19 protein-coding genes are annotated in these 20,467 nt (G+C 47.4%); 9 read left to right on the top strand and 10 right to left on the bottom strand.

Annotated features, from left to right (window positions below; translation table 11 throughout):
• The coding region (locus BP727_RS07325; protein ID WP_286858095.1) for a hypothetical protein at nucleotides 1-309 on the bottom strand (309 nt) is incomplete at its 3' end.
• A 495-nt stretch (nucleotides 310-804) separates the two neighbouring features.
• Here BP727_RS07325 and BP727_RS07330 point away from each other — a divergent pair.
• Nucleotides 805-2,163 (top strand): GmrSD restriction endonuclease domain-containing protein, encoded by a 1,359-nt coding sequence (locus BP727_RS07330; RefSeq protein ID WP_286858096.1) that lies wholly within the window; start codon nucleotides 805-807, stop codon nucleotides 2,161-2,163.
• Nucleotides 2,164-2,540: 377 nt separating this feature from the next.
• Here the strand turns inward: BP727_RS07330 and BP727_RS07335 are convergent, their stop codons facing one another.
• From BP727_RS07335 to BP727_RS07345, 3 genes are all read right to left on the bottom strand, one after another.
• Nucleotides 2,541-3,854, bottom strand: coding sequence for an IS4 family transposase (locus BP727_RS07335; RefSeq protein WP_394339409.1), 1,314 nt, complete (start codon nucleotides 3,852-3,854; stop codon nucleotides 2,541-2,543).
• Between the two features lie 86 nt (nucleotides 3,855-3,940).
• Entirely contained in the window at nucleotides 3,941-5,113 is a 1,173-nt protein-coding gene (locus BP727_RS07340) for an IS110 family transposase (protein WP_286858098.1), read from the bottom strand.
• Nucleotides 5,114-5,520: 407 nt separating this feature from the next.
• Nucleotides 5,521-6,114 carry a hypothetical protein gene (locus BP727_RS07345; protein WP_286858100.1) on the bottom strand — a complete coding sequence of 198 codons (594 nt, stop codon included), beginning with the start codon at nucleotides 6,112-6,114 and terminating at the stop codon, nucleotides 5,521-5,523.
• A 691-nt stretch (nucleotides 6,115-6,805) separates the two neighbouring features.
• On the opposite strand from BP727_RS07345, the gene BP727_RS07350 reads away from it, so the two are divergent.
• Nucleotides 6,806-7,912 carry a tetratricopeptide repeat protein gene (locus BP727_RS07350; RefSeq protein WP_286858101.1) on the top strand — a complete coding sequence of 369 codons (1,107 nt, stop codon included), beginning with the start codon at nucleotides 6,806-6,808 and terminating at the stop codon, nucleotides 7,910-7,912.
• A 272-nt stretch (nucleotides 7,913-8,184) separates the two neighbouring features.
• Nucleotides 8,185-9,039: a glutaminyl-peptide cyclotransferase gene (locus BP727_RS07355; RefSeq protein ID WP_286858103.1), complete on the top strand. Its 855-nt coding sequence runs from the start codon at nucleotides 8,185-8,187 to the stop codon at nucleotides 9,037-9,039.
• 124 nt (nucleotides 9,040-9,163) lie between these two features.
• On the opposite strand, the gene BP727_RS07360 is transcribed toward BP727_RS07355, so the two are convergent.
• The 6 genes from BP727_RS07360 to nikR all read right to left on the bottom strand — a co-directional run bounded on the left by BP727_RS07360 (nucleotide 9,164) and on the right by nikR (nucleotide 15,255).
• Nucleotides 9,164-9,913, bottom strand: coding sequence for a rhomboid family intramembrane serine protease (locus BP727_RS07360; protein WP_286858105.1), 750 nt, complete (start codon nucleotides 9,911-9,913; stop codon nucleotides 9,164-9,166).
• A 29-nt stretch (nucleotides 9,914-9,942) separates the two neighbouring features.
• The gene (locus BP727_RS07365; RefSeq protein WP_013719954.1) at nucleotides 9,943-10,428 is read right to left on the bottom strand and encodes a TIGR00288 family NYN domain-containing protein; all 486 of its coding nucleotides are present in this window, start codon (nucleotides 10,426-10,428) and stop codon (nucleotides 9,943-9,945) included.
• 136 nt (nucleotides 10,429-10,564) lie between these two features.
• Nucleotides 10,565-11,347 carry a TatD family hydrolase gene (locus BP727_RS07370; RefSeq protein ID WP_273270699.1) on the bottom strand — a complete coding sequence of 261 codons (783 nt, stop codon included), beginning with the start codon at nucleotides 11,345-11,347 and terminating at the stop codon, nucleotides 10,565-10,567.
• A gap of 52 nt (nucleotides 11,348-11,399) precedes the next feature.
• Nucleotides 11,400-12,956, bottom strand: a complete 1,557-nt coding sequence (locus tag BP727_RS07375) for a 2-isopropylmalate synthase (RefSeq protein ID WP_013719956.1) — start codon at nucleotides 12,954-12,956, stop codon at nucleotides 11,400-11,402.
• Nucleotides 12,957-13,349: 393 nt separating this feature from the next.
• Nucleotides 13,350-14,807 (bottom strand): tetratricopeptide repeat protein, encoded by a 1,458-nt coding sequence (locus BP727_RS07380; protein ID WP_273278367.1) that lies wholly within the window; start codon nucleotides 14,805-14,807, stop codon nucleotides 13,350-13,352.
• A gap of 25 nt (nucleotides 14,808-14,832) precedes the next feature.
• Nucleotides 14,833-15,255, bottom strand: coding sequence for a nickel-responsive transcriptional regulator NikR (gene nikR / locus BP727_RS07385; RefSeq protein WP_273278368.1), 423 nt, complete (start codon nucleotides 15,253-15,255; stop codon nucleotides 14,833-14,835).
• 308 nt (nucleotides 15,256-15,563) lie between these two features.
• Here nikR and BP727_RS07390 point away from each other — a divergent pair, with 308 nt between their 5' ends.
• The 6 genes from BP727_RS07390 to BP727_RS07415 form a co-directional block, all read left to right on the top strand.
• Nucleotides 15,564-16,427 (top strand): class I SAM-dependent methyltransferase, encoded by an 864-nt coding sequence (locus BP727_RS07390; RefSeq protein ID WP_013719959.1) that lies wholly within the window; start codon nucleotides 15,564-15,566, stop codon nucleotides 16,425-16,427.
• A gap of 698 nt (nucleotides 16,428-17,125) precedes the next feature.
• Complete coding sequence (locus BP727_RS07395) at nucleotides 17,126-17,914, top strand: DUF4198 domain-containing protein (RefSeq protein WP_157863789.1); 789 nt, start codon at nucleotides 17,126-17,128, stop codon at nucleotides 17,912-17,914.
• 35 nt (nucleotides 17,915-17,949) lie between these two features.
• Entirely contained in the window at nucleotides 17,950-18,258 is a 309-nt protein-coding gene (locus BP727_RS07400) for a hypothetical protein (protein ID WP_157863790.1), read from the top strand.
• A 105-nt stretch (nucleotides 18,259-18,363) separates the two neighbouring features.
• Nucleotides 18,364-19,158, top strand: a complete 795-nt coding sequence (locus BP727_RS07405) for a DUF4198 domain-containing protein (protein WP_157863978.1) — start codon at nucleotides 18,364-18,366, stop codon at nucleotides 19,156-19,158.
• A gap of 114 nt (nucleotides 19,159-19,272) precedes the next feature.
• Nucleotides 19,273-20,043 carry a DUF4198 domain-containing protein gene (locus tag BP727_RS07410; protein WP_013719963.1) on the top strand — a complete coding sequence of 257 codons (771 nt, stop codon included), beginning with the start codon at nucleotides 19,273-19,275 and terminating at the stop codon, nucleotides 20,041-20,043.
• A gap of 8 nt (nucleotides 20,044-20,051) precedes the next feature.
• A partial coding sequence (locus BP727_RS07415; protein WP_286858112.1) for a CbiM family transporter occupies nucleotides 20,052-20,467 on the top strand: 416 nt, incomplete at its 3' end.

Below are 20,467 nucleotides of genomic sequence, written 5' to 3' on the forward strand. Positions count from 1 at the left end.
CGGATTCTCGCTGGTGTAGTTGCCTTCGGTAATCTCCTGGATGAAGGTGCGCACCTGATCTGCAGACATACCCTTAGGCTTGATCCTGCCCACCTCGCGGCCATGGACTCCATGGTGGCCCTCCGTCTTGTCGACGGTGGTTACGGCATATTCGGGATCGCTCTCACTGTCTCCATCGCCCAGATAGAGATGATTACTGTAATAAAAACCATAGCAAATGGGCCAATGGTGATTGGTCATGGCCTCAACCAGATCGTCCTCGCTTTCAAGCTCTTTAAACGAGAACACGCGGTCAGGATGCTTCATCATCTTCACCTTTATCCATAAAATACTAATTGCAGACCAGAATTAAATAGTTATTGTCTCAAATTTCACGGTATACAGCTATCGATTTTCTGACGACTTTCAGTCGTTCTTATAATTTTTCATCGTAATAGCTATATACTTTTGCCATGAGAAGCTTTGCATCCAAACTCGCGTTTGCACCTAACGCTAGAACTTGCACCTAATGCGACAAATATATTCATTATATTTATCATAGCCTCCAATAAGCGAATCAATTCCACAATAAGGCCGCAAATAATTAACATATGTGATTGCTTATTAGGTATCAGAACAGAAAGATGAGGGCATTAACTGAATTCATGGCTTAAACCTCAAAAATCCTTAAGTTATCGAGCTTCATATCCCTCGCCTTCCGATGGGCTGCCTCTCGATCCTTCGTGGAGATATGCTGCCTTAATCTGGCAATCCAAAACTATTAATCTACTGCTGACTTACCCGCAATATAAGTGGATGATCGATATGGATGATGCGAATATACTGTCTGCCGATGAGTTCATCGAAATTTCTGAGGAAGAGATTATTGAGCCTATTAAAGAAGAGGAAACACCCTTAGATCTTCCACAAGAAAAACGCAGAGTATATAGCGATAAAAATGATCGTAGCATCTTTGAATTATATCGTAGATATCAACGTGGAGATCTGAACCTTGATCCAGAATTTCAAAGAAACTATGTGTGGGATGACAAGAGAGCAAGTCTCTTGGTTGAATCTGTCTTGCTAGAAATACCAATCCCAGTTATTTACTTGGCAGAGGAGATAGATGGCAGATTTACAATAATCGATGGACAGCAGAGACTTCGCTCATTTTTTAGATTTATTAATAACGAATTTAAATTAAAAAATTTGAGGGTACTCTCCGATTATGAAGGGAAATTATTTAAGACACTTGATAAAGATAACCAAATAAAGGTTGAAGACGCCACTTTACGCACCATTGAAATTCGAAAAGAAACAAATCCTGACGTTAAGTTTGAAATATTTGAAAGATTAAATGTGGGTTCGGTGAAGCTAAATGACCAAGAGTTAAGGAATTGTATATATAGAGGGAAATACAACAATTTAATAAAAGAGCTTTCAGAAAACAAAGATTTCTTATCGCTATTAGGTTTAGATGAAGCCCAAAAAAGGATGCAACAGAGGGAAATGGTGCTTCATTATCTAGCCTTTTATAATCAAACATATTTAAAGTACAAACAGCCCATGAAACAATACCTAAATAACGATATGGAGAACAATAAAGGCATTAGCGAGGAAAATATAAATATACTTCGTCAGAAATTCAGAGATTCTATTTATCTGGTAAGATCGGTTTTTGGGGAAAATGCATTCAGAAGATTTGTGCCTGGTAATAAAGAAAAACCAGATGGGAAATGGGAAAAACGCGTAAATATGGGTATATTTGAAGTTGTAATGTGCGGTTTTAGTAAGTATAAGAAAAATCAAATAATGTCTTTAAACGACTTTATTAGAGAAGAGCTTATCGACCTAATGAAATTCAATCAAGGATTTGTCAACAGTATCAGTGGTACTGGTACAACGAATGTGGATAAGGTTGTAAATAGGTTCAAAATATGGGACGAAGCACTTCAAAAAATCGTTGGTCACCCTAAAAATGAGATTAGGCTATTTGATAAGGATTTTAAAAAGAAGCTTTTCGACCAAAATCCCATATGCGAATTATGTGGCAATAAAATAATGCTATTAGAAGATGCTACTATTGACCATATTGACCAGTATTGGCGAGGTGGGAAAACTAATGAGAATAATGCTCGATTAACACACGCCTACTGCAACATGAGCCGGAGCCGAAATTCATAGAAAATCCATTATCAGCACCTTCATACCCTTTTTTTCGATCGATAGATAATCATCTACTATGTCGGATATATTCATAGCTCTGTGTCCCCCCAAAGTTCGACGACTTGGGGATACAGGGCCAATTATTATATCTCATGAAGAAATAGCTTGCTGTTATCTCGTGAAGAGCAAGCTATTTCCAGTTACTGATATTTATTTTCCCATGAGAAACATTCGGAAATCAAGAATGGGGGGCTATCCCCCCGATTCCTCAATTTTTTTCACTTCATATCCTGCTTTGGCAATTATCTCAATCATGGTTTGCAGGCTCATCTTATCAATTCTCGCGGAAGACCAATCAATTTTGGATTGCCTTGATTTCGTCCATGTGTCTTCGGTTAAGACCACAATCCCTCCCTAAATCGTTCTCTATTGATATGTGGATCAAGTGCCTCACTTGAGTATACATTTAAGACTGTAAAGAAATCTTGCTCGATGCCAAGATGCTCCATTATCGCTGACAAGAGTCGCGATGAATTTTGGACAAAGATATTGCACCATCTTAATTGAGCAAAACGAACCATTTTGACGCCAGGATTCATTTTTCGCACTATAGAGTATACTTTTCTACTGACCAGCAATGTCAGAATCGAGATCCAGATTAAGGCTTCAATCGCATATGGGCTTTTTGTCGTTATATGATCCAACTCGTATCTGCTCTTCAATTCCTTAAAGACAAGTTCAACTTCCCATCTTGCAGTATATACCGATGCAATCTCTGAAGGATTTAATGTTTCAGGTGGTATATTAGTTAAGTAAAAATGGTGTTTTTCTGATTCTGGATTGTATATAGCAACCAATCTAAATACCTTGCTATCTTTTTTGCTCTCCCCTCGATAGGATCTTCTATCGAATGAAAGTTCCACATTTACATCAAAGATATCATCGCTTTTCTCTAATTTAATATCTTTTAAATATTTTCCTTTGAGATCAATGCCGCGACAATTTCGAACCTGATTTATGCCTACTATCAAGGGATTAGAGTTGCTCTTGAGACGAGAGACAAGATATCCACCATTTTCAGCTATTCGACTAAAAAGTTGATACTTATAAAATCCAAGATCTACTAATAATATTATATTTTTTACCCAAGGTCCTATTTTTAAGGTCTTCACTTCGCTTGTATTCTCTGGCAGTATCGAAATGCTTTTGGGACCGTTGGCTATGGCGCTTGTTAAAAATGATACTTTAATGCCAGCAGCAACTCTCTTGGAACGAGTGGCCGGCCACTTGTCGGCAAGGCTTTCATGAAGTCGAATGATAGTGCTATCTTGTATCATTACATCCCGAAAAGTGGCTAGACGTTCACCTAAAACCCTACTTGGTTCTTGGGAAATATGCTCAATGCCATGAATTACACATAGTTTGAGAAATTTTACCAGTTCCGGAGTGAAACGATCATGCCAACTGCTATCGGAGATAGACACCTTTCCTCTGACTTCGTATTCGCGCTTTAGCTCTGTAAGAGTTCGATATAGCTGCGAACCATAGCCGATTGCGAGAGTCCAAAACATTATCACTGGATCAATCTTTCTTTCTCTTTCGATTAATCCGCTCTCTCTTGCTTTATCTCGAATCCACTTGGATTCAAACATCCTGGTTAGTTCTTGCTCGACTATATCTTTCTCAATTTGTGATACCCCTTTTCGCATGCTAATCCCTTGGATTGAATATAGTATCACATATTCCATATAAATCTTATTAGATGAACTATTTCAGGAGATAAATTAATGTATATTTATAACGATTGCGTGAGGAATGATCTGCTAACCGAAGACGCATGTGATTTCGTCACTCCGTCTTCTTGATACATTTCCTGGTTCATCAAAAGATGATACAAGATGCAGAGTATCTTTCTAGCCAGAGCCACAACAGCCACGTTATGTCCTTTTCTTGCTTTGATCCTTAGAAAGAATCTTCTGAGCTTTGACCCCCTCTTTTTGAGTGCAGCTTGAGCGACTTGAACCAACATCCAGCGGATATGCTTTGAACCGTGCTTTGTAATGCTTCCCGTAATGAGCTTATCTGCCGACTGGTACACATTGGGGACAATTCCGCACCATGAAGCAAGTTTATCTGGCGTACTGAAATCCCTGTAGTTTCCTACTTCTGCGAGTATGGTTGTAGCGGCTTTGAACCCTATTCCTGGTACTGACATCGCTATCTGTAAATCATCTTTTCTTCTTGAGATTCTATGTTTAATCTCAGAATCGATTTCGTCAAGCTTCTTTGTTAAACCGTCAATCGTATTCAGGTGAGATTGAATAAGAAATATTTGAGTCTCGTCCAAGCCAGTTCTAATTGCAGCTCGAATCTGATCTTCGTTCTTTTTGACTCTCTTTGAAGGTATTTCTTCAATGATATGATCAATGCTCTTTCCTTTGATCAAGCCGTCCAGGATATGTCTCCCCGATTTGCCAAAGTTATCTGAAAGAACTGATGAGAGCTTTATGCTACACGATTCCAGTCCTTGATGAACTTGGTTCTTGATCTGAGATCTCATTTTCACAAGACTCTCTCTTGTCCTTGTTAGTCTTCTGAGGTCTCGTTCTTCTTTCGGAAATATTCGTGATGGATATATCAAATTGTTAAGTGCTACCTCAGCAATCCATTCAGAATCTATGGAATCGGTCTTTCTGCCTGGAGTATGTTTGATTTGGCGTGCATTTGCCAGTATCAGTTCTACCTTGTTTTCCAATACCGCATTCACAGGATACCAGTAAACGCCAGTCGATTCGATAGCTACGCAGTCACAGTTGTTTTCGAGTATCCAATCCCTAAAATTGAATAAGTCATCAATGTCAGTACCATATCGCTTCTGTATCTTGGTTCCATCTCTCGACAGTATTGTAGCAATCAGAAATCTCTTGTGGATATCGACTCCGCAAACTTTATTCCTTTGCTCCATCATATTATTACCTGGCCTGATATGGGCAGATGCCAAAAATCCTCGTAGGGACATTTTCCCATACGCGTTCTAAGACGCATCCGTGTATGCGAGCGGTTAGATGGCTAGTTTTAAAAACAGGATCGTGGTCCCAAAAAATAAAACAGCCTTCTCTGCCCATATCGACCATATTAAGGCAGGATCAGGTAATCAGGTTTCTCATGCTCCGTGTATGAGTCACAGAATCATAGAGGTTTTATAGCAATACCCCGATGCTTGCATCGGGGATAAAGGGCATCCGTGTCCACCTTAGGGATTGAATCAGATCCGAGTAGTACTATCTTTATGCGGCGACGCCTCGGATGCCCCGTCTGCTTGCAACAGGGTGCGTCGCCGCCGTTCACTCAAAATTTTACAGCAAAACTGATACGCTACCTCACAATTCGAATTGTTAAATCTGGAACACGTTCATATCCCATATACATATCGGTTTTCTCACTGGTTGGCGTATAATGCTCCTCTGTCGCCATACCATGAATCTTTAACTGTTCGCCCAAATCGCCACTGGACATTCTGGTGATCACAGAATCAACAAGCCCCAAATTCTTAGCGTCATCAGCAATCTGATTTAGGTGAGCAGAAGTTATCTTGAATGTTCCCTTATTTGGCATGTAAATGCCCGAATATTGTATTACGTACTCATTTACGCTGATGTTTTGTGCAATTAGCCGTTTGTCAAATATAGCAATTGCTGCTATCGTATCAACGAAATCCGATGGTTCGTCAGCCTTAGCATCAATAACCACATCGCCTTTCTCACTCATGCCGTTGAAGAATAATACAACACCTCTCGGTCCATCGCTTTGACTAATTGATTTAATCTCGTTCTTGATTATATCTTCATCTGTTGCTCCGGGAGGTCGGATAATCTTTTCTTCTGAGATATTATCTTCGTTTCCAATACAGCCGGATAATGCTAAAACTACAAAGATATATATCAGATTAATTAAACCTCGTAATTTCATAATAGAGACGTCCTTACAAGAATTGAATGCATCAGGCTTCACGGCTTTCCAATATTGATTTTAGCGAAGCTCCTTGATGCATAAGAGTATTATTGCCTCTGATCAACATTTGCAGCTATTTTCTTATGATCTAGCAACAGCGCATTGGCGGCCTCATCGCGGTTTCGATATCCACCAGTTTCCTGGAAGTCCTTCAAGTATTGCCAAGCTTCGTCCGATACCATGACATTAATTCTTTGCATACTTAGCATTACATGTAGTCTGTATATAGATAGTTTACGTTATAAACATGTTAGGCGTTAGTTTTATACACGTAGTAAACGTAAAAGTGCTAGGCGGTATAGCACGTTGAGCGAACTGCTGCGTTGTGCGCCCGTTACGTGCTCACCCGATGAGGTCCGGCAGCTATTGGCAAAGGCAAAAAATCCGCAGGTTAGTTGGGGAACTAAACACATAGTTAAATTTTTTGTAGAGTATATGGACTCCTCTGCTAGACCACCTTTGCACCCTTTTGTATGGCACCAAATCTCCATCACTGAAGATAGTAAGCGGAGCTGATGGAAGTGGTTGGGAGAGAAGGCAACGACGGATGCCCAGGTTTATTTGGGATTGGTAGTGATCGTCGTATGGCAACAACACCGATAATGCTATTTTGTTGAGAGATCATACAACAATCTGGATATCCAAGTGGGTGATTGAGACGAAACTGAAATTGATATTGGCTTTGACGGTGCTATTGGCGACGGTTGTGATGCCCGCATTTGGACAGCAGACTGCCGCGGAATGGCTAGAGAAAGGGAATGCTTTTGCGATGCAGAGCAAGTACGATGAGTCCATACAGGCTTACGATCAGGCTATTGACATCAATCCGCAGTTTGCCGATGCCTGGTACAACAAAGGCGTCGCACTCGGCAACCTAGGCAAACACGATGAGGCTCTCCAGGCTTACGATCAGGCTATTGACATCAATCCGCAGGATGCCGATGCCTGGTATAACAAAGGCGCTGCGCTCAGTAAACTGAGCAAACACGATGAAGCCCTCCAGGCTTTCGATCAGGCTATTGACATCAATCCGCAGGATGCCGATGCCTGGTACAACAAAGGCAATGCACTCAAAGACCTAGGCAAATACGATGAGGCCATCCAAGCCTACGATCAGGCGATCAGCATCGATCCGCAGTGCGCCAAAGCCTGGAACAACAAAGGCAGTGTACTTGATGACCTGGGAAAATACGATGAGGCTCTCCAGGCTTACGATCAGGCGATCAGCATCGATCCGCAGTTTGCCTTCGCATGGTACAACAAAGGCAATGCACTCAAAGACCTGGGAAAATACGATGAGGCTCTCCAGGCTTACGATCAGGCGATCAGCATCGATCCGCAGGATGCCGATGCCTGGTCCAACAAAGGCGCTGCGCTCTCTGACCTGGGCAAAAACGATGTGGCCATCAACGCCTATGATCAAGCTATCAGCATCAATCCAAAACTTGACGAAGCCTGGAACAACAAAGGCGTTGCGCTCGAGGCCCTAGGCAAAAACGATGAGGCCATCAAGGCTTACGATCAGGCGATCAGCATCAATCCACAGTATGCCAATGCTTGGTACAACAAAGGCGTTGCGCTCGATGACCTGGGCAAAAACGATGAGGCCATCAATGCCTATGATCAAGCTATCAGCATCGATCCGCAGTATGCAGATGCCTGGTACAAAAAAGGCGCTGCCCTTAAGGCGCTCGGCCGCACATCCGAATCAGATGCCGCTTTCGCCAAAGCCGAGGAGCTGAAGAATGCAGCATGATCTCTTTTTTTTACTGCAGGTGAATATGCATGAGACAACAATGTAATTGTCGATCATGTCAAAAATCCCGGTACATTGCTTTTCAGATTCATCGATGAATTCTCATGATCGAAGATCAAATGGTTTTCCAGGCTTCGAGATGCAGTCCAAATGGGATGATCATTGGATAATTCAGCTCTTATTACCTTGAACGCGATCGGAGAATTTTCCATTCTTGTCGCACTAATCATTTGGCAAAATCTATAAGCTGGCCTAACCATTCTCCTGAATGAATGGCGGGCATTAAGCATATTAAAACAAGACCTGTGGCCAGGCTGCTGCTTTTGGTTCTCTTGGCAGCAGCGCTAACAGCAGGCTCTGCATCTGCAGATAAGGTTGATCTTGATTCATTCACCAGCAGCTCCATCAAGACCTATAGCTATAGGATTGTTAATTCCTATCCGCATGATCCAAATGCATTCACTCAGGGCCTGGAATATGACGATGGCCTACTGTACGAAGGGACTGGGGGGTACGGCCAGTCCAGCCTCCGCCGGGTCGATATCCAGACAGGCAGGGTTGTGGATATAGTCCAGCTGGAGGATGAGTTCTTTGCCGAGGGCATAGCCATCTGGAAGGATAAGATAATTCAGCTGACCTGGCGGTCTTTTCAGGGCTTTGTCTGGGATAAAGAGAATCTAACCCGAACTGGGAGCTTCTCCTACCGGAGGGAGGGGTGGGGGATTACGTCGGACGCATCCAGGCTGATCATGAGCGATGGATCTGATGCTCTTTATTTTCTTGATCCAAGTGACTACTCACTGCAGGGAAGCATAAGGGTCACCGCCGATGGCGAGCCAGTTAAAGGGTTGAACGAACTGGAGTACATCAATGGCATGATCTATGCTAACCTCTGGCCCAGCACCTGGATAGCGATCATATCCCCGGATACCGGCGAGGTGACTGGAAGGATAGATCTCTCCGGGATCATGGATGAGGGCGGCATCCCGAAAAGAAGGGTGGATGTATTGAATGGCATAGCCTATGATCCGTCAGAAGGCCGACTCTTTGTGACGGGAAAGCTCTGGCCCAGCCTCTTTGAGATCGAGCTAGTGGAAGATTCAAACGAGCAATTAAATCAACAATAAATTGCGGCTGGGCATCATTGCCTAGCTCTGGCCCAGCAGCGGATTGCAGGCTGGCAGCGCCCGATCACAGCCAGACTGCATTGCTTAATTGTTTCCCATTTCCATTTTCAACCGTTCGACTTTTCTACCTATAATAAAATTGGGGCTGATTTTTCATCATCTGCCCGAAGGCCAGCCCCACAAAAAGCCCGGCGATATGGGCCATATGGGCGATGTTATCCGCAGAGCCCATGAAGAGAAAATCTATCAGGGCAAAGACCACCACTGCCCAGCGGATGCTCATCGGTATCACGAAGAAGAGGAGCACCCGAATCTCCGGAGCGATTATGGCCAGACATCCCAGAGCGCCGAATAACGCGCCGCTCGCTCCCACCATTCCCACCATTGAACCGCTGGTGACCACCGTCTGAGCCAGGGCAGCCACAATGCCGGACAGTATGTAGATCTGCAGGAACTTTCTCCCCCCAACCCTTCTCTCCAGCTCCATGCCGAAGAAGAAGAGGAAGAGCATATTGAAGAATAGGTGATCGAAACTGAAGTGGACGAACATATGGGTGAGAATCGTCCAGGGCCTTTCGACCACAAAATGGGGAATGAGGACCAGGTAGTCATACACGAACCCGCGGGCTACCAGGCTTAACAGGAACACCAGTATGCAGATCAGCAATATTATGCCCGAATAGGATACGGGCATCAGGGCCCCGATGCGATCCTGCCAGCTAGCGTTGGGAGCCGTTGGATATCCCCATTCGTCCCTATTTCTGTAGTCCTCTCTTCTTCCCGCCCGTGCCAGGAGCGGTCCAATCCCACCCCATCTCTCCTGAGCAAGCCTTTTCCGGGCGAACCATGAAAAAGAGGATAGATTCGACTGCATTTGCACCTTATACCTCACAGAATCACTCTTTACTCGGTAACATACTGGCCATCGCGCAGCACTATCACATAATCGGCCGAATTTCTCAGGGCCACAGAAAATCCAGGCTCCGCTCCAAATATTATGGTCTCTTTGCCATGCTCCATGGCCTTCATTAAAACCGGCTTCAGGTCCGCATCGCGGGTGACCAGGGCCAGGGTGTCAATGACTGGATTGTAGATCATATCCACACCCTCCACCGCCATCCTCACATCCACATCGCTGGTGCAGATCACCGGCTCAAACCCCTGATTCTCCACCGCTTCGACCAGCTTCTCAGATGCATACTGATTCAAGAATACCTTGCCCATCTTGATGTCGCCATAGTCCTTCAGGATGTCCCTGATCTCCTCCAGGTCCATCTGGAACTCCTTCCTGAGCATATTGGGCCCATCCACCAGAAGGCCGATTCTCTTTCTTCCCTTTTCCTTTCTCGAGCCCAGATACTTCATTATATGCTCGAAAGGCACAGTCATCCGATCCATGTTGACCCTTTTCTTGATGTCATGACCTGATTTCCAGTCTTCATCCCTGCGCATGAACGTCTCGGCCTCAGGAGTTCTTGGCCTCAGAGGCTCTTAATGCAGGACGTCTCAATCATTTTAGGTCATTTCAACGGATGTTATAAATTCGTTTGGTATTAGTGGCGGTCTGCGCCGCCACCTCCTGCGGCTCTAGCCCCTTTATCCTGGCGATTAGCCGGACGGAATCCAGTACATTTGCCGGCTCATTTCTGCCCTTGCGAGGGGAGAGGAAGGGACTGTCCGTCTCTACCAGCAAATGATCGAGGGAGACATTCCGGGCCAGGATCTGATGATGTCCGGATCGGCAAACGTTTGTGGCCAAAGATATGTAGTATCCCCTATCCTGGGCCTCTTTCATGGTGGGAAGGGTGCCGCTGTAGCAGTGGAAGACCACACGGTCCAGATGCTTGACCATGTCCAGAGCAGGCTGTTCTGCATCCCGGGAATGGATGACCAGGGGCAGGTTCAGGGACTCGGCTATAGCGATAACCTTTTTGAAGATCTCTGCCTGCCGTTCTCTGCTGGGAGCATCTTTAGTGTGGTAGTAATCCAGGCCTGCTTCGCCTATTCCCACTGCCTGGCTGGCGTTGCTCTCGATCTGATCCAGGATCATCTTGATTTCCGGATCGTTCTTCCCGTCAATTGAGTTCGGGCTGAGGCCCAGGGTGGCAGAGATGAAGTCGTAATTCTTTGCCAGCTCCAGCGACTTGCTGTTGGTGGAGTAGTCCACGCCGGAGTTGATCATCCTGACCACTCCCGCCTTCCGGGCGTTCTCCATCACCGCTTCCCGATCTTTATTGAAATGCTTGAAATCCAGATGGCAATGCGAATCGATTACCCCACTCAATGTCATCTGTACGTTTCCCTGCATATTTCCTTGGGTAGTTCCCTGCATATATCTCTGCACATCCCCTATCATTGATTTAGCGAGCAGCGGCCTCCTCCAGCAGCATCAATCTATTGATGGCGCTTACCAGGGCCTCCACCGAGGCCATGACGATATCCTCTCGTGCCGAGCGGGCGCTGACTCTCCTGCCCCGGTCATCCTCCACCCCGATCACCACCTCCGCCAGAGCATCGGCACCGCCGGATATGGCCTCGATCCGGAAGTCGCAGAGGTGTATAGATGTATCGCTATCCAATAGTCCCTGTACGGCATTGACCGCAGCATCCACCGGGCCCACCCCCGTATTGGCCAGGACCTTCTCCTTCCCCCTGACCATGGCCTTAACCGTAGCGGTGGGAGTGATGATGTTCCCGGTCATCACTGAGACCTCCTTGAGCACCACCGCCTGGCTTTCTTTGGCCACATCTCCTATGACCACATCGGCTATGGTCTGAAGATCGATGTTCCCGACCTGCTTGCCCTTGTCGCCCAGCTCCTTGATCCTCTCTAAGATCTCCTGAAGCTGCTCATTAGACGGCCGGTAACCCGCCTCCTCCAGGACCTTGGCCACGGCATGCTTTCCGGTATGCTTGCCCAGGACTATCCTCCTTTTATGGCCCACCATCTCCGGGGTCATTATGCCAGGCTCGAATGTCTTGCTGTTCTCGATAATCCCGTGGCTGTGAATTCCGGACTCATGGGAGAAGGCGTTCTCACCCACAATAGGAGCAGTTATGGGTATCTTCACCTTGGTGAGCCGCTCAATCATCCTGGCGGTCTCCACCAGGTACTCGGTCTTAATGCTGGTCTTGGCGTTGTAGATGGAGTGCAGGCCCATCACCACCTCCGCCAGGTTGGCGTTGCCCGCCCTCTCCCCCAGGCCGTTAACGCAGACCTGGACCTCCCTTGCACCTGCTTCCACTGCAGCCAGGCTGTTGGCCACCGCCAGGCCGAAGTCGTTGTGGCAGTGAACATCCACCACCATATGGACATCGTCGCAGATGTCCTTGACCAGCCGGTAGAATGAGGAGGGGACTGCCACTCCGACCGTATCCGGTATATTTATAATATCGCAGTGCACTTCCTCCACAGCTTTAAATATGCGATGCAGGAACTCAGGCGATGTGCGGGTGGCATCCATGGCCGAGAAGAGGCAGGTCCGTCCGTTATCCTTCACAAGCTCCACCGTCCTCATTGCTCCCTCTACGATCTCATCATGGCTCATCTTGATGGTATGAGCGATCTGAATATCGGAGGTGGGAGAAAAGACATGGACCAGGTCCACATCAGCGTCAAGGCAGGCCTGGGCATCCTTTTTTACTATGCGGGAGAGGCCGCAGACCTGAGCCTGCAGGCCGGATCTGGCGATCTGGCGGACGCTGTCAAACTCGCCCTTTGAGGAGACGGGAAAACCGGCCTCGATAACATTCACTCCGAGTTTGTCAAGCTGCCGGGCGATCTGGATCTTCTCATCCGTGGTGAGAGAGACGCCAGGAGTCTGTTCTCCATCGCGAAGGGTGGTATCAAAAATGCGCACTTTTTCATTAACAAGCGAATGAACGTCGTAGAAGACGATTCCCCACAGAGGTTTCATGTGTCATAGATTGAGCAATGATATCCTGCCCTATAAAACCTTTGCCGGCCAATACACCGGACGACGTAGAGCAGCTTAAGGGAAGGCTAGGTCTCAGATGCTTCTTTTTATGATGAAAAGGATGAAGGAATAAATTGGCCTCTTCGCAATTATGTGGATGAGATCCGGCAGAAATTTTAGCCTCATTTCCTCTCCGTCCCTGTGGTTGGGTCAAAGCATCGCGGTTCACCACAGAGAAAAAGAGGCTATAATCTCCGCTGGGCCCACGCATATAATTCAGCGAAGAGCCAAAAAGAAGAATATGCTATAGCAGGACATTCTTCCAGATTCTCCTACACTTTATAAGAACGACGATCCCATAAAGATGCGCCTCTGCTATAGCCTCCATTGCCACTACCCCTGGTAGCCCAGCATCTTTGCCTTTTCCCGGGCCTCCTGGGCCTCAGGTCCCCGATCGGCCATATCCAGGGCATTGGCCTTGTTCACCCAAGCCTCCACGGAACGGGGATCGATCTGGATGGCCCTGTCAAAGCTCTGGAGGGCACCAGCAACATCCTCATATCCAAGCACCATAGCGATCCCCCGATTGTTCCAGGGCTCCATGTAGCTGGAGTTCAGCTCAACGGCCCTATCATAAGCCTCAATGGCACTGTCATACTGCTCCAGTCTGGCCAGAGCCAGGCCCAGGTTATTCCAGCAGACGGCACAATCAGGGTGCTGCTCCACTGTCCTGTTCAGAACGGCAACCTCTTCGCTATAGTTTCCCAGTTTGTTTAAGGCCAGAGCCTTGTTATACTGAAATCCGATCTCATCGGGATCTATTTCGATAGCCCTATCGAACCACTCTAAGGATTCATTGTACCTTTCCATCTCCACATGGCTGATCGCCAGGCCGTTCCAGGCATCAGAATTCCCCGGTTCCAGCTCAACTGTTCGATTATAGGCCTCAATGGATTCGTTATATCTGCCGGAAAGGCGCAGAGCCATTGCCCTGCCATACCAGGCATCGGCATTGATGGGATCGATCATGGTGGCTCTGTAGAAAGACTCGCTGGATTCAGCTGCTCTTCCCAAGGTGAGCAGAGCCTCACCCTTCTTGATCCAGGCATTGGCATTGATCGGATTCAACTCGGTGAGATTCTCATAAGCAGCAAGGGCATCACTGTGGTCTCCCTTGCTCATAAGGGCCAGCCCCAAGTTTAGCCATGCTTCCTCACTGCTCTTGTCCAGCTGCGCTGCCCTTCGAAAAGAGTCTACAGATTCGTCGTCTCTGTCCAGCTCTGCCAGGACCAGGCCCCGGTTGAGCCAGACGTCAGAGAGATTTCCATCCATTGATGCGGCCATATCCATGGCCTGCAGGGATTCATTGAACAATCCCATATTGGCTAGGCTGATTCCTTTGCTGAGCCAGGACAGGGCAACCTCTGGTTGAATAACTATTGCCTCGTCAAAAGCGGCAATCGACTCATTGTACAGGCCCAAATTAGCCAGGGCCAGTCCTTTGCTGTACCAGGCCAGTGCCTGCTGGGGATCGAGGCGGATGGATTCATTGTAGGCATAGAGAGCTTCTGAATACCTGTTCAGGCCGACCAAGGCCCGTCCCTTCTTTATCCAGATGGAGGCACTGGTGCTATCCAGCTCAATGGATTTATTATAGCAGTCAAGGGCGATTTCGAAGGTGGAGTTCCTTAAGAATTCATCCCCTTTTTCCAGCCAGTAGTTGGCTGTGTATTCTTCGCTGCATGAGCATACAAAGCACATGGATTGCGTTAAAGCGATCAGAATGAAGATGGTAAAGGCTTTGATATGAGTTCCTCCTGTGAATTCGGTCCTCTGAGGATATGGATTCATCCTATTTGAGATCTGCCCTTTCCATCTAAAGTTCTTTTCCCAGGGATGTAGTGGTCAGCTTGACATGCTTTACCCCCTTCAAGGCCATCATGCTCTCCGCTGCTTTCCTGACTTCCGGACCATCCCCTCGGAGAACCACGACCTCAAGGCATATGTCCTGGTCCAGATGAACATGCAGGCTGGACTGAATTATGCTGCCGAAATCGTGCTGAATCTCGGTGAGATTGTCCATCAGGCCCCGTTGAGAATGGTCGTAGAGGATGGTGATCACTCCCACCCTCTCCCCTTCCACGTCGCTCATCCATTCGAAGTTGACTATATAATTTCTTATGGCATCTCTAACGCCCTCAGAACGAGAGGAATAGCCCCTATTCATTATTATCTCATCGAACTTATTAAGAAGATTCTCTGGCAATGATATGCCTATTCTCATCAGGTCTTGCTCCATTTTTATCGCAAACGAAATGATGGTATTACTTAGTAATAAGCCTATTGGAATAGAACCTTAAAAAGGTTAATTTATTTCTGCAATAGATCTATTGATATAAAATTTATATGAATATTTAAGAATAATCGTAAGTTTTATATGATAATTATATTTATTAGTAGCAAAAGAGATGAAATATTTATGAGACGCGTTCTGAGCAAGTTGATATCAGCTCCGATTCACAAAATTGGCGCTCCCAGTATTGTGAAGTCTGCCAGCATCTGTGGGATATTCAATTCGGACAGTCTTCTATCTGTGAAGAGGGCCTGATGAGCTTTTGGACCGATCAGTGGAGGAGCTTCATCAGAGAGACCAGTTATCTGCACGATCTTGGAGAGGAGAAGATCTCCAATGATCAATTCTGGAGGGGATACGGGATCTATGACCAGGCTCTCAAGCACTCCGGCTATCCAGGAGAGGTTCTTAACAGGATCATATCCTTTATCAAATCCGGCTCGACCCTCCTGGACATCGGAGCAGGCACGGGAGCCTTTGCCATTCCCCTCTCTCATCTAACCACTGCAACTGTTGCCCTCGATCCCTCGGCATATCATCTGCAGATCTTGACTGGCAAGGCCAGAGAAGAGGGCCTGACAAACATCGCTATAATCGAGAAGGAATGGAAGGATGCGAGGCCGGGAGAGATCAATGAGCTGATCGAGATGAATATCAACTGCCGGAACGGTCGGTTCGATCATCATGAAAATGGATTGCTAGAGAAGATAAGCCGACCTGAAGTTGACTACGCCCTTGCCGCCTACAGCCTCTTCGACGAGGAGATAGAGGGCTTTCTGGCTAGGATGATCAAGATCGCTCGAGAGGGCACTTTTATCGTCTTTCGGGGCAGCCCCCCAGACTCATTGAGCGAATTCGCCTATGGTCCCAGGCCCCAGGCTAACTACCTCTGCCTCTATAACATCCTCAAAGATATGGGACATCAATTCGATGTGATGCTATTCCCCAGAGATTATCATCTTCCTTTAGAGATGGTGCAAAAACAGTATCGTTTCAGCAATAGGAAAGCAGAGGAGATCGCCGATCACCTGCGGTCGGAAGGGCGGCTGCACGAGAGGGAGGACGGATTGTGGGCCTCCTTCTCGAGCAAAGACGCTTTGCTTTATCTTTTAAGATAGAGGATATCAGAAGAATGTCTCTGGCAGGAAAAAGAGAGAAAGCCTTCTGGGGCGGGAACCTCGCGAGGACTGTGCCAGAGGTGGGGCCATTGCAGTGTGATGCTCCTGGTGCCCAAGGTCATCATCAGAGACGAGCATAGGCTATAATCCTGCAGAGCGGTGCCATCCGACGAATCCTGATGGGAGAAGACGCATGGCCGCCTCCAGCAAAAAAGAGGCTCCTCGCTATTTGGCATGAGTGAACTTGAATCGGAAACTCTCTGTATCTTTTTGCCTCTGTGGTGAACCGCTATGCTCTGACCCAACCACAGAGGCGCAGAGGAACAAAAGGCCATATTCCCTGCCTCAACTCACCCCCCATAATTCAGCGAAGAGCCAAAAAAGAAGAGCAGAGTTCGATACCCATGAGCCTTTAAAAGGCATACATCGATTATGGACGTAGATATATGCTCTGCAAGATGCATGCCAGCCTCGCAAAGATGGAGTGTTGGTATCGACTCCGCACTGGTACTCTGCCATCATATTATAAATTGTTTTCGTAATACAAAATTTTAAGATTTCTATTACTATTGCATGAGATAAATGTAAATATTATATATAAAAGCAGCTTCTTGTTTGTGTGTTAATATATAATAAATAAATAGTATAAAATCATATTTTAGAAGAGTTTATATGTTATTAATGTTACTACTTATCTGGTGATTAATACGAGAGCAACATTAGCACTGTTCCTGCTCCTCATTGGAGCAGTGACCATGAACGCCAGCGCCCACGGTGTATGGGCTGAAGTGAAGGACTTGGTAGAGGTCGGCGAGAGCCAGGACGCCTATGTGTTCTACGGACATGCCAATGACCCGGCAGGTTTTGCTCTTCCGGCTATGGAATCCTCCTATCTCATGACCCCTGACGGCCAGAAGATCACGTTGAATACGAACAAAGTCGAAGGGGAATGGGTTCCTGGATACGGCTGGACAGGAGACTTTGGCGTCAGCCCAGTCGTCGCCTACTGGCCGGGCAACTACGTCTATGTCGCACCCCGCGCCCCCTCCTACAGCAACAAAACCCTTCGCCTGACCTACAGCGCCGCTGAGGCCGTCATTAATGCCGGCAACGATAGCTCCGCCAGCTTCAAGTCCGGCCTGCCGATGGAGATATCATCCCAAAAGCCTCTCTATCAGATCAAGAACAAGGAGAACGTAACCTTCACCGTTAAGTATCTGGATCAGCAGGTCAATGCTACTTATTCCGCTTATCCGCAGATGACTGCTACCAAGGTGCAGAAAGGATTCACCAATGATAAGGACTCCTTCGTCATCAACTTCAACCAGACCGGCATGTGGGTTGTCAACTGCTACTATGATGTGATCGGCGATGGCGAGTGGACCGCAACCTACGACTCCAGCAGCAATATATTCAAGACCGGAGACGCAGTGCCATTCAACACCACCAGATACTCCACTATCCTCTCAGTCTGGGTCAGGAAGTAGTCGAGGATAGCCATTCCTTTTTTTAGGTGATCAGCTTGAGATTGCTCGTTTTATTGATATTGCTTTTGACATTGATGGCCGGTAGCATGGCCGCCTCCGGGCATAGGATGTTCGTGGGCCAGAGCCTGACCTTGGGGATTTCTGCGATCTATGACGATGGCGAGCCGGCAGCAGACGCATCGGTTCAGGTCTTCCTTAACGGTGCGCTTTATTCCCAAAATCAGACCGATTCCACTGGATTCTTCCGCATGGCCCTGCCAGGAACGGGAGCTGGAGACTGGATGTTTGTGATATCCGGGGATGGACACGATGAGGTGATCCAATTCAGCATAAAGGAGAGCTAGACAACCTCAGCGGTATGACATGCTGCAATATTTAAATATTTAACACACATTATTACTAATAGAAAAGTATTTAACAAAAGAGGCTGATAAGGATTGGTGAATTCCATGAAGAAGGCTTTGTTTGTGTTACTGCTCCTCATTGGAGCAGCGACCATGAATGCAAGCGGCCACAGTGTGTGGCTGGAATCGCGGGATCAGGCGGATGTAGGAGATAGCGATAGGCTGTATGCTCTCTACGGCCATCTTGATGATGTAACCGGCATAACCTCTCCTGCAATTGAATCTGCCTTTTTGCTGGCTCCAGATGGTCAGAAAACGGACCTGGATATGAATACCGGAGATTGGCTTCCCGGATATGGCTGGATAGGCTATGCTTACAGCGATATGACCTATTCCTCGCCGGGCGACTACCTCTTCGCTATCGCTCGGACTCCATCGGTCTATGATCCCTCCTGGCATGGCAGCGGCCCCAGCAATCCCAGGCTCGGCTATAGCGTTGCCAAAATGGCGATCAATGTAGGGAACGAGAGCAACAAAACCAGCTGGGATACCGGATTAGCATTTGACATAAATCCCGATAAAGCGCCCTATGCAATACATGCGGGAGAGAACGTGACCTTCCTGGCTAAATACAACGGCCAGCCTGTGAACGCCACCTTCTCTGCCTTCCCCAACAATGCCATGGCCCTCACTCAGACCGGATCCACTGGAAGTGACGGCTCATTTATGGTCAATTTCAGCCAGGGAGGATTATGGCAGGTCAGCGCCAGCTATGATATCAACGAGCCCGCAACCTGGACGGCAACAATGGAGAGTGCCGGCCACTACAAGGTTGGTGATATGGTCCCATACAACACAACCAGATACAGCACCTATATGATGGTGTATGTGAGGAAGTGAGCCCTTCGGATTTTTCATTTTTTTTCCCACAAAAAATATGATTTAATTCTAATATGGAAAGGTTTTTTAACACTAAGGCATATCTGTATATGTGATACTATGAGGACGATTGCTTTGTTGATACTGTTGGGATTGATGATATCCTCAGCAGCAGCTCATTCTCTCTATGCTGAGTTTCCCCAAGACACAGGCCCCGACTCCCAGACCGAATTCTGGATCGCTTATGGCCACGGAGGATCTGCTGATTCCCAGATTGAATCGTTGCCTCTGGCCCGCCTGATCTCTCCAGACGGCAGCGAGAGCGAGCTATTTTTTGAGCCCTATCAGGATGGGCTCAAGGGATCTGTTGCTTTCGATGATCCTGGCTGCTATATATTGGACCTGCAGATGGATACAACCTTATTTGATCCCGCCTCGTTTGGAGCAGCGGGCAAAAAGAGCCTGGTGGAGAAGTACGGCCGGGTCCTCATGCCATACCAGTCGGGCGAGGGCTATGACTGGTCCAGCGGAAAAGGCCTGGAGATCGTGCCCGAAGCCGATCCCTATCAGCTCAAATCAGGTGAAGACTTCCGGGCCCGTGTGCTCTACGACGGCAAGCCAGTGCCTGGCAGCTACAGCGCAATCATCACCCGCTCTCCTGAGGATGTCCTGGTGGTCCAGCATGCCCAGGAGAGCGAGATCTCCGGAGAGAGCGAGGACGGCATCATCAGCTTTGCCACTGGAAGAGCGGGATTATGGGTGCTGGCATTTGAGGCCACCATAGATGAAAGTGGAACCTGGACTGCAGTTAAGGACGATCCATCTGAAAACTACAAGAAAGGAGACCAGATCGAGTACGAAGAGGTTGCTCCCACCGCATACCTCACCTTCTGGGTGAACGATTGAGGCGATAGATGGTCCATATATCAGATGGCGTACTGCCCCTGGCCATGCTGGCGGCAGGATTCCTCTTCACTCTTATCTTGCTTGTTTTCTCTATGAGAAACATTCGGATAGAGGAGATTCCCAAGGTCTCATTGATCACTGCAGCGCTGTTCGTGGCCAGCCTGGTCCACTTCCCCATAGGCCCAACATCGGTGCACCTGATCATGAACGGTCTCGCTGGCATACTGCTGGGACGAAGGGCCTTTATCGGCGTTTTTGTGGCCCTTACTCTGCAGGCGGTCTTCTTTCAGCACGGAGGCCTGTCCGTGTTGGGGGTCAATGCATTTAATATAGGCGTTCCAGCTCTGCTCGCCTGGCAGCTATTTGAGAAGAGAAGAGGCCTGGAGTCACCCCATCTGGAGGCGGTCTTCGGAGCTCTGGCCGG

The sequence above is a fragment of the Methanosaeta sp. UBA356 genome (assembly GCF_002496465.1).
GTDB lineage: Archaea > Halobacteriota > Methanosarcinia > Methanotrichales > Methanotrichaceae > Methanothrix > Methanothrix soehngenii.

Coding starts and splice junctions, on each gene's coding strand:
- BP727_RS07330 (WP_286858096.1), top strand. CDS start 805: ATGGATGATGCGAATATACTGTCTGCCGATGAGTTCATCGAAATTTCT.
- BP727_RS07335 (WP_394339409.1), bottom strand. CDS start 3,854: ATGCGAAAAGGGGTATCACAAATTGAGAAAGATATAGTCGAGCAAGAA.
- BP727_RS07340 (WP_286858098.1), bottom strand. CDS start 5,113: ATGATGGAGCAAAGGAATAAAGTTTGCGGAGTCGATATCCACAAGAGA.
- BP727_RS07345 (WP_286858100.1), bottom strand. CDS start 6,114: ATGAAATTACGAGGTTTAATTAATCTGATATATATCTTTGTAGTTTTA.
- BP727_RS07355 (WP_286858103.1), top strand. CDS start 8,185: ATGGCGGGCATTAAGCATATTAAAACAAGACCTGTGGCCAGGCTGCTG.
- BP727_RS07360 (WP_286858105.1), bottom strand. CDS start 9,913: ATGCAGTCGAATCTATCCTCTTTTTCATGGTTCGCCCGGAAAAGGCTT.
- BP727_RS07365 (WP_013719954.1), bottom strand. CDS start 10,428: ATGACTGTGCCTTTCGAGCATATAATGAAGTATCTGGGCTCGAGAAAG.
- BP727_RS07370 (WP_273270699.1), bottom strand. CDS start 11,347: ATGCAGGGAAACGTACAGATGACATTGAGTGGGGTAATCGATTCGCAT.
- BP727_RS07375 (WP_013719956.1), bottom strand. CDS start 12,956: ATGAAACCTCTGTGGGGAATCGTCTTCTACGACGTTCATTCGCTTGTT.
- BP727_RS07380 (WP_273278367.1), bottom strand. CDS start 14,807: ATGAATCCATATCCTCAGAGGACCGAATTCACAGGAGGAACTCATATC.
- nikR (WP_273278368.1), bottom strand. CDS start 15,255: ATGGAGCAAGACCTGATGAGAATAGGCATATCATTGCCAGAGAATCTT.
- BP727_RS07390 (WP_013719959.1), top strand. CDS start 15,564: ATGAGCTTTTGGACCGATCAGTGGAGGAGCTTCATCAGAGAGACCAGT.
- BP727_RS07405 (WP_157863978.1), top strand. CDS start 18,364: ATGAAGAAGGCTTTGTTTGTGTTACTGCTCCTCATTGGAGCAGCGACC.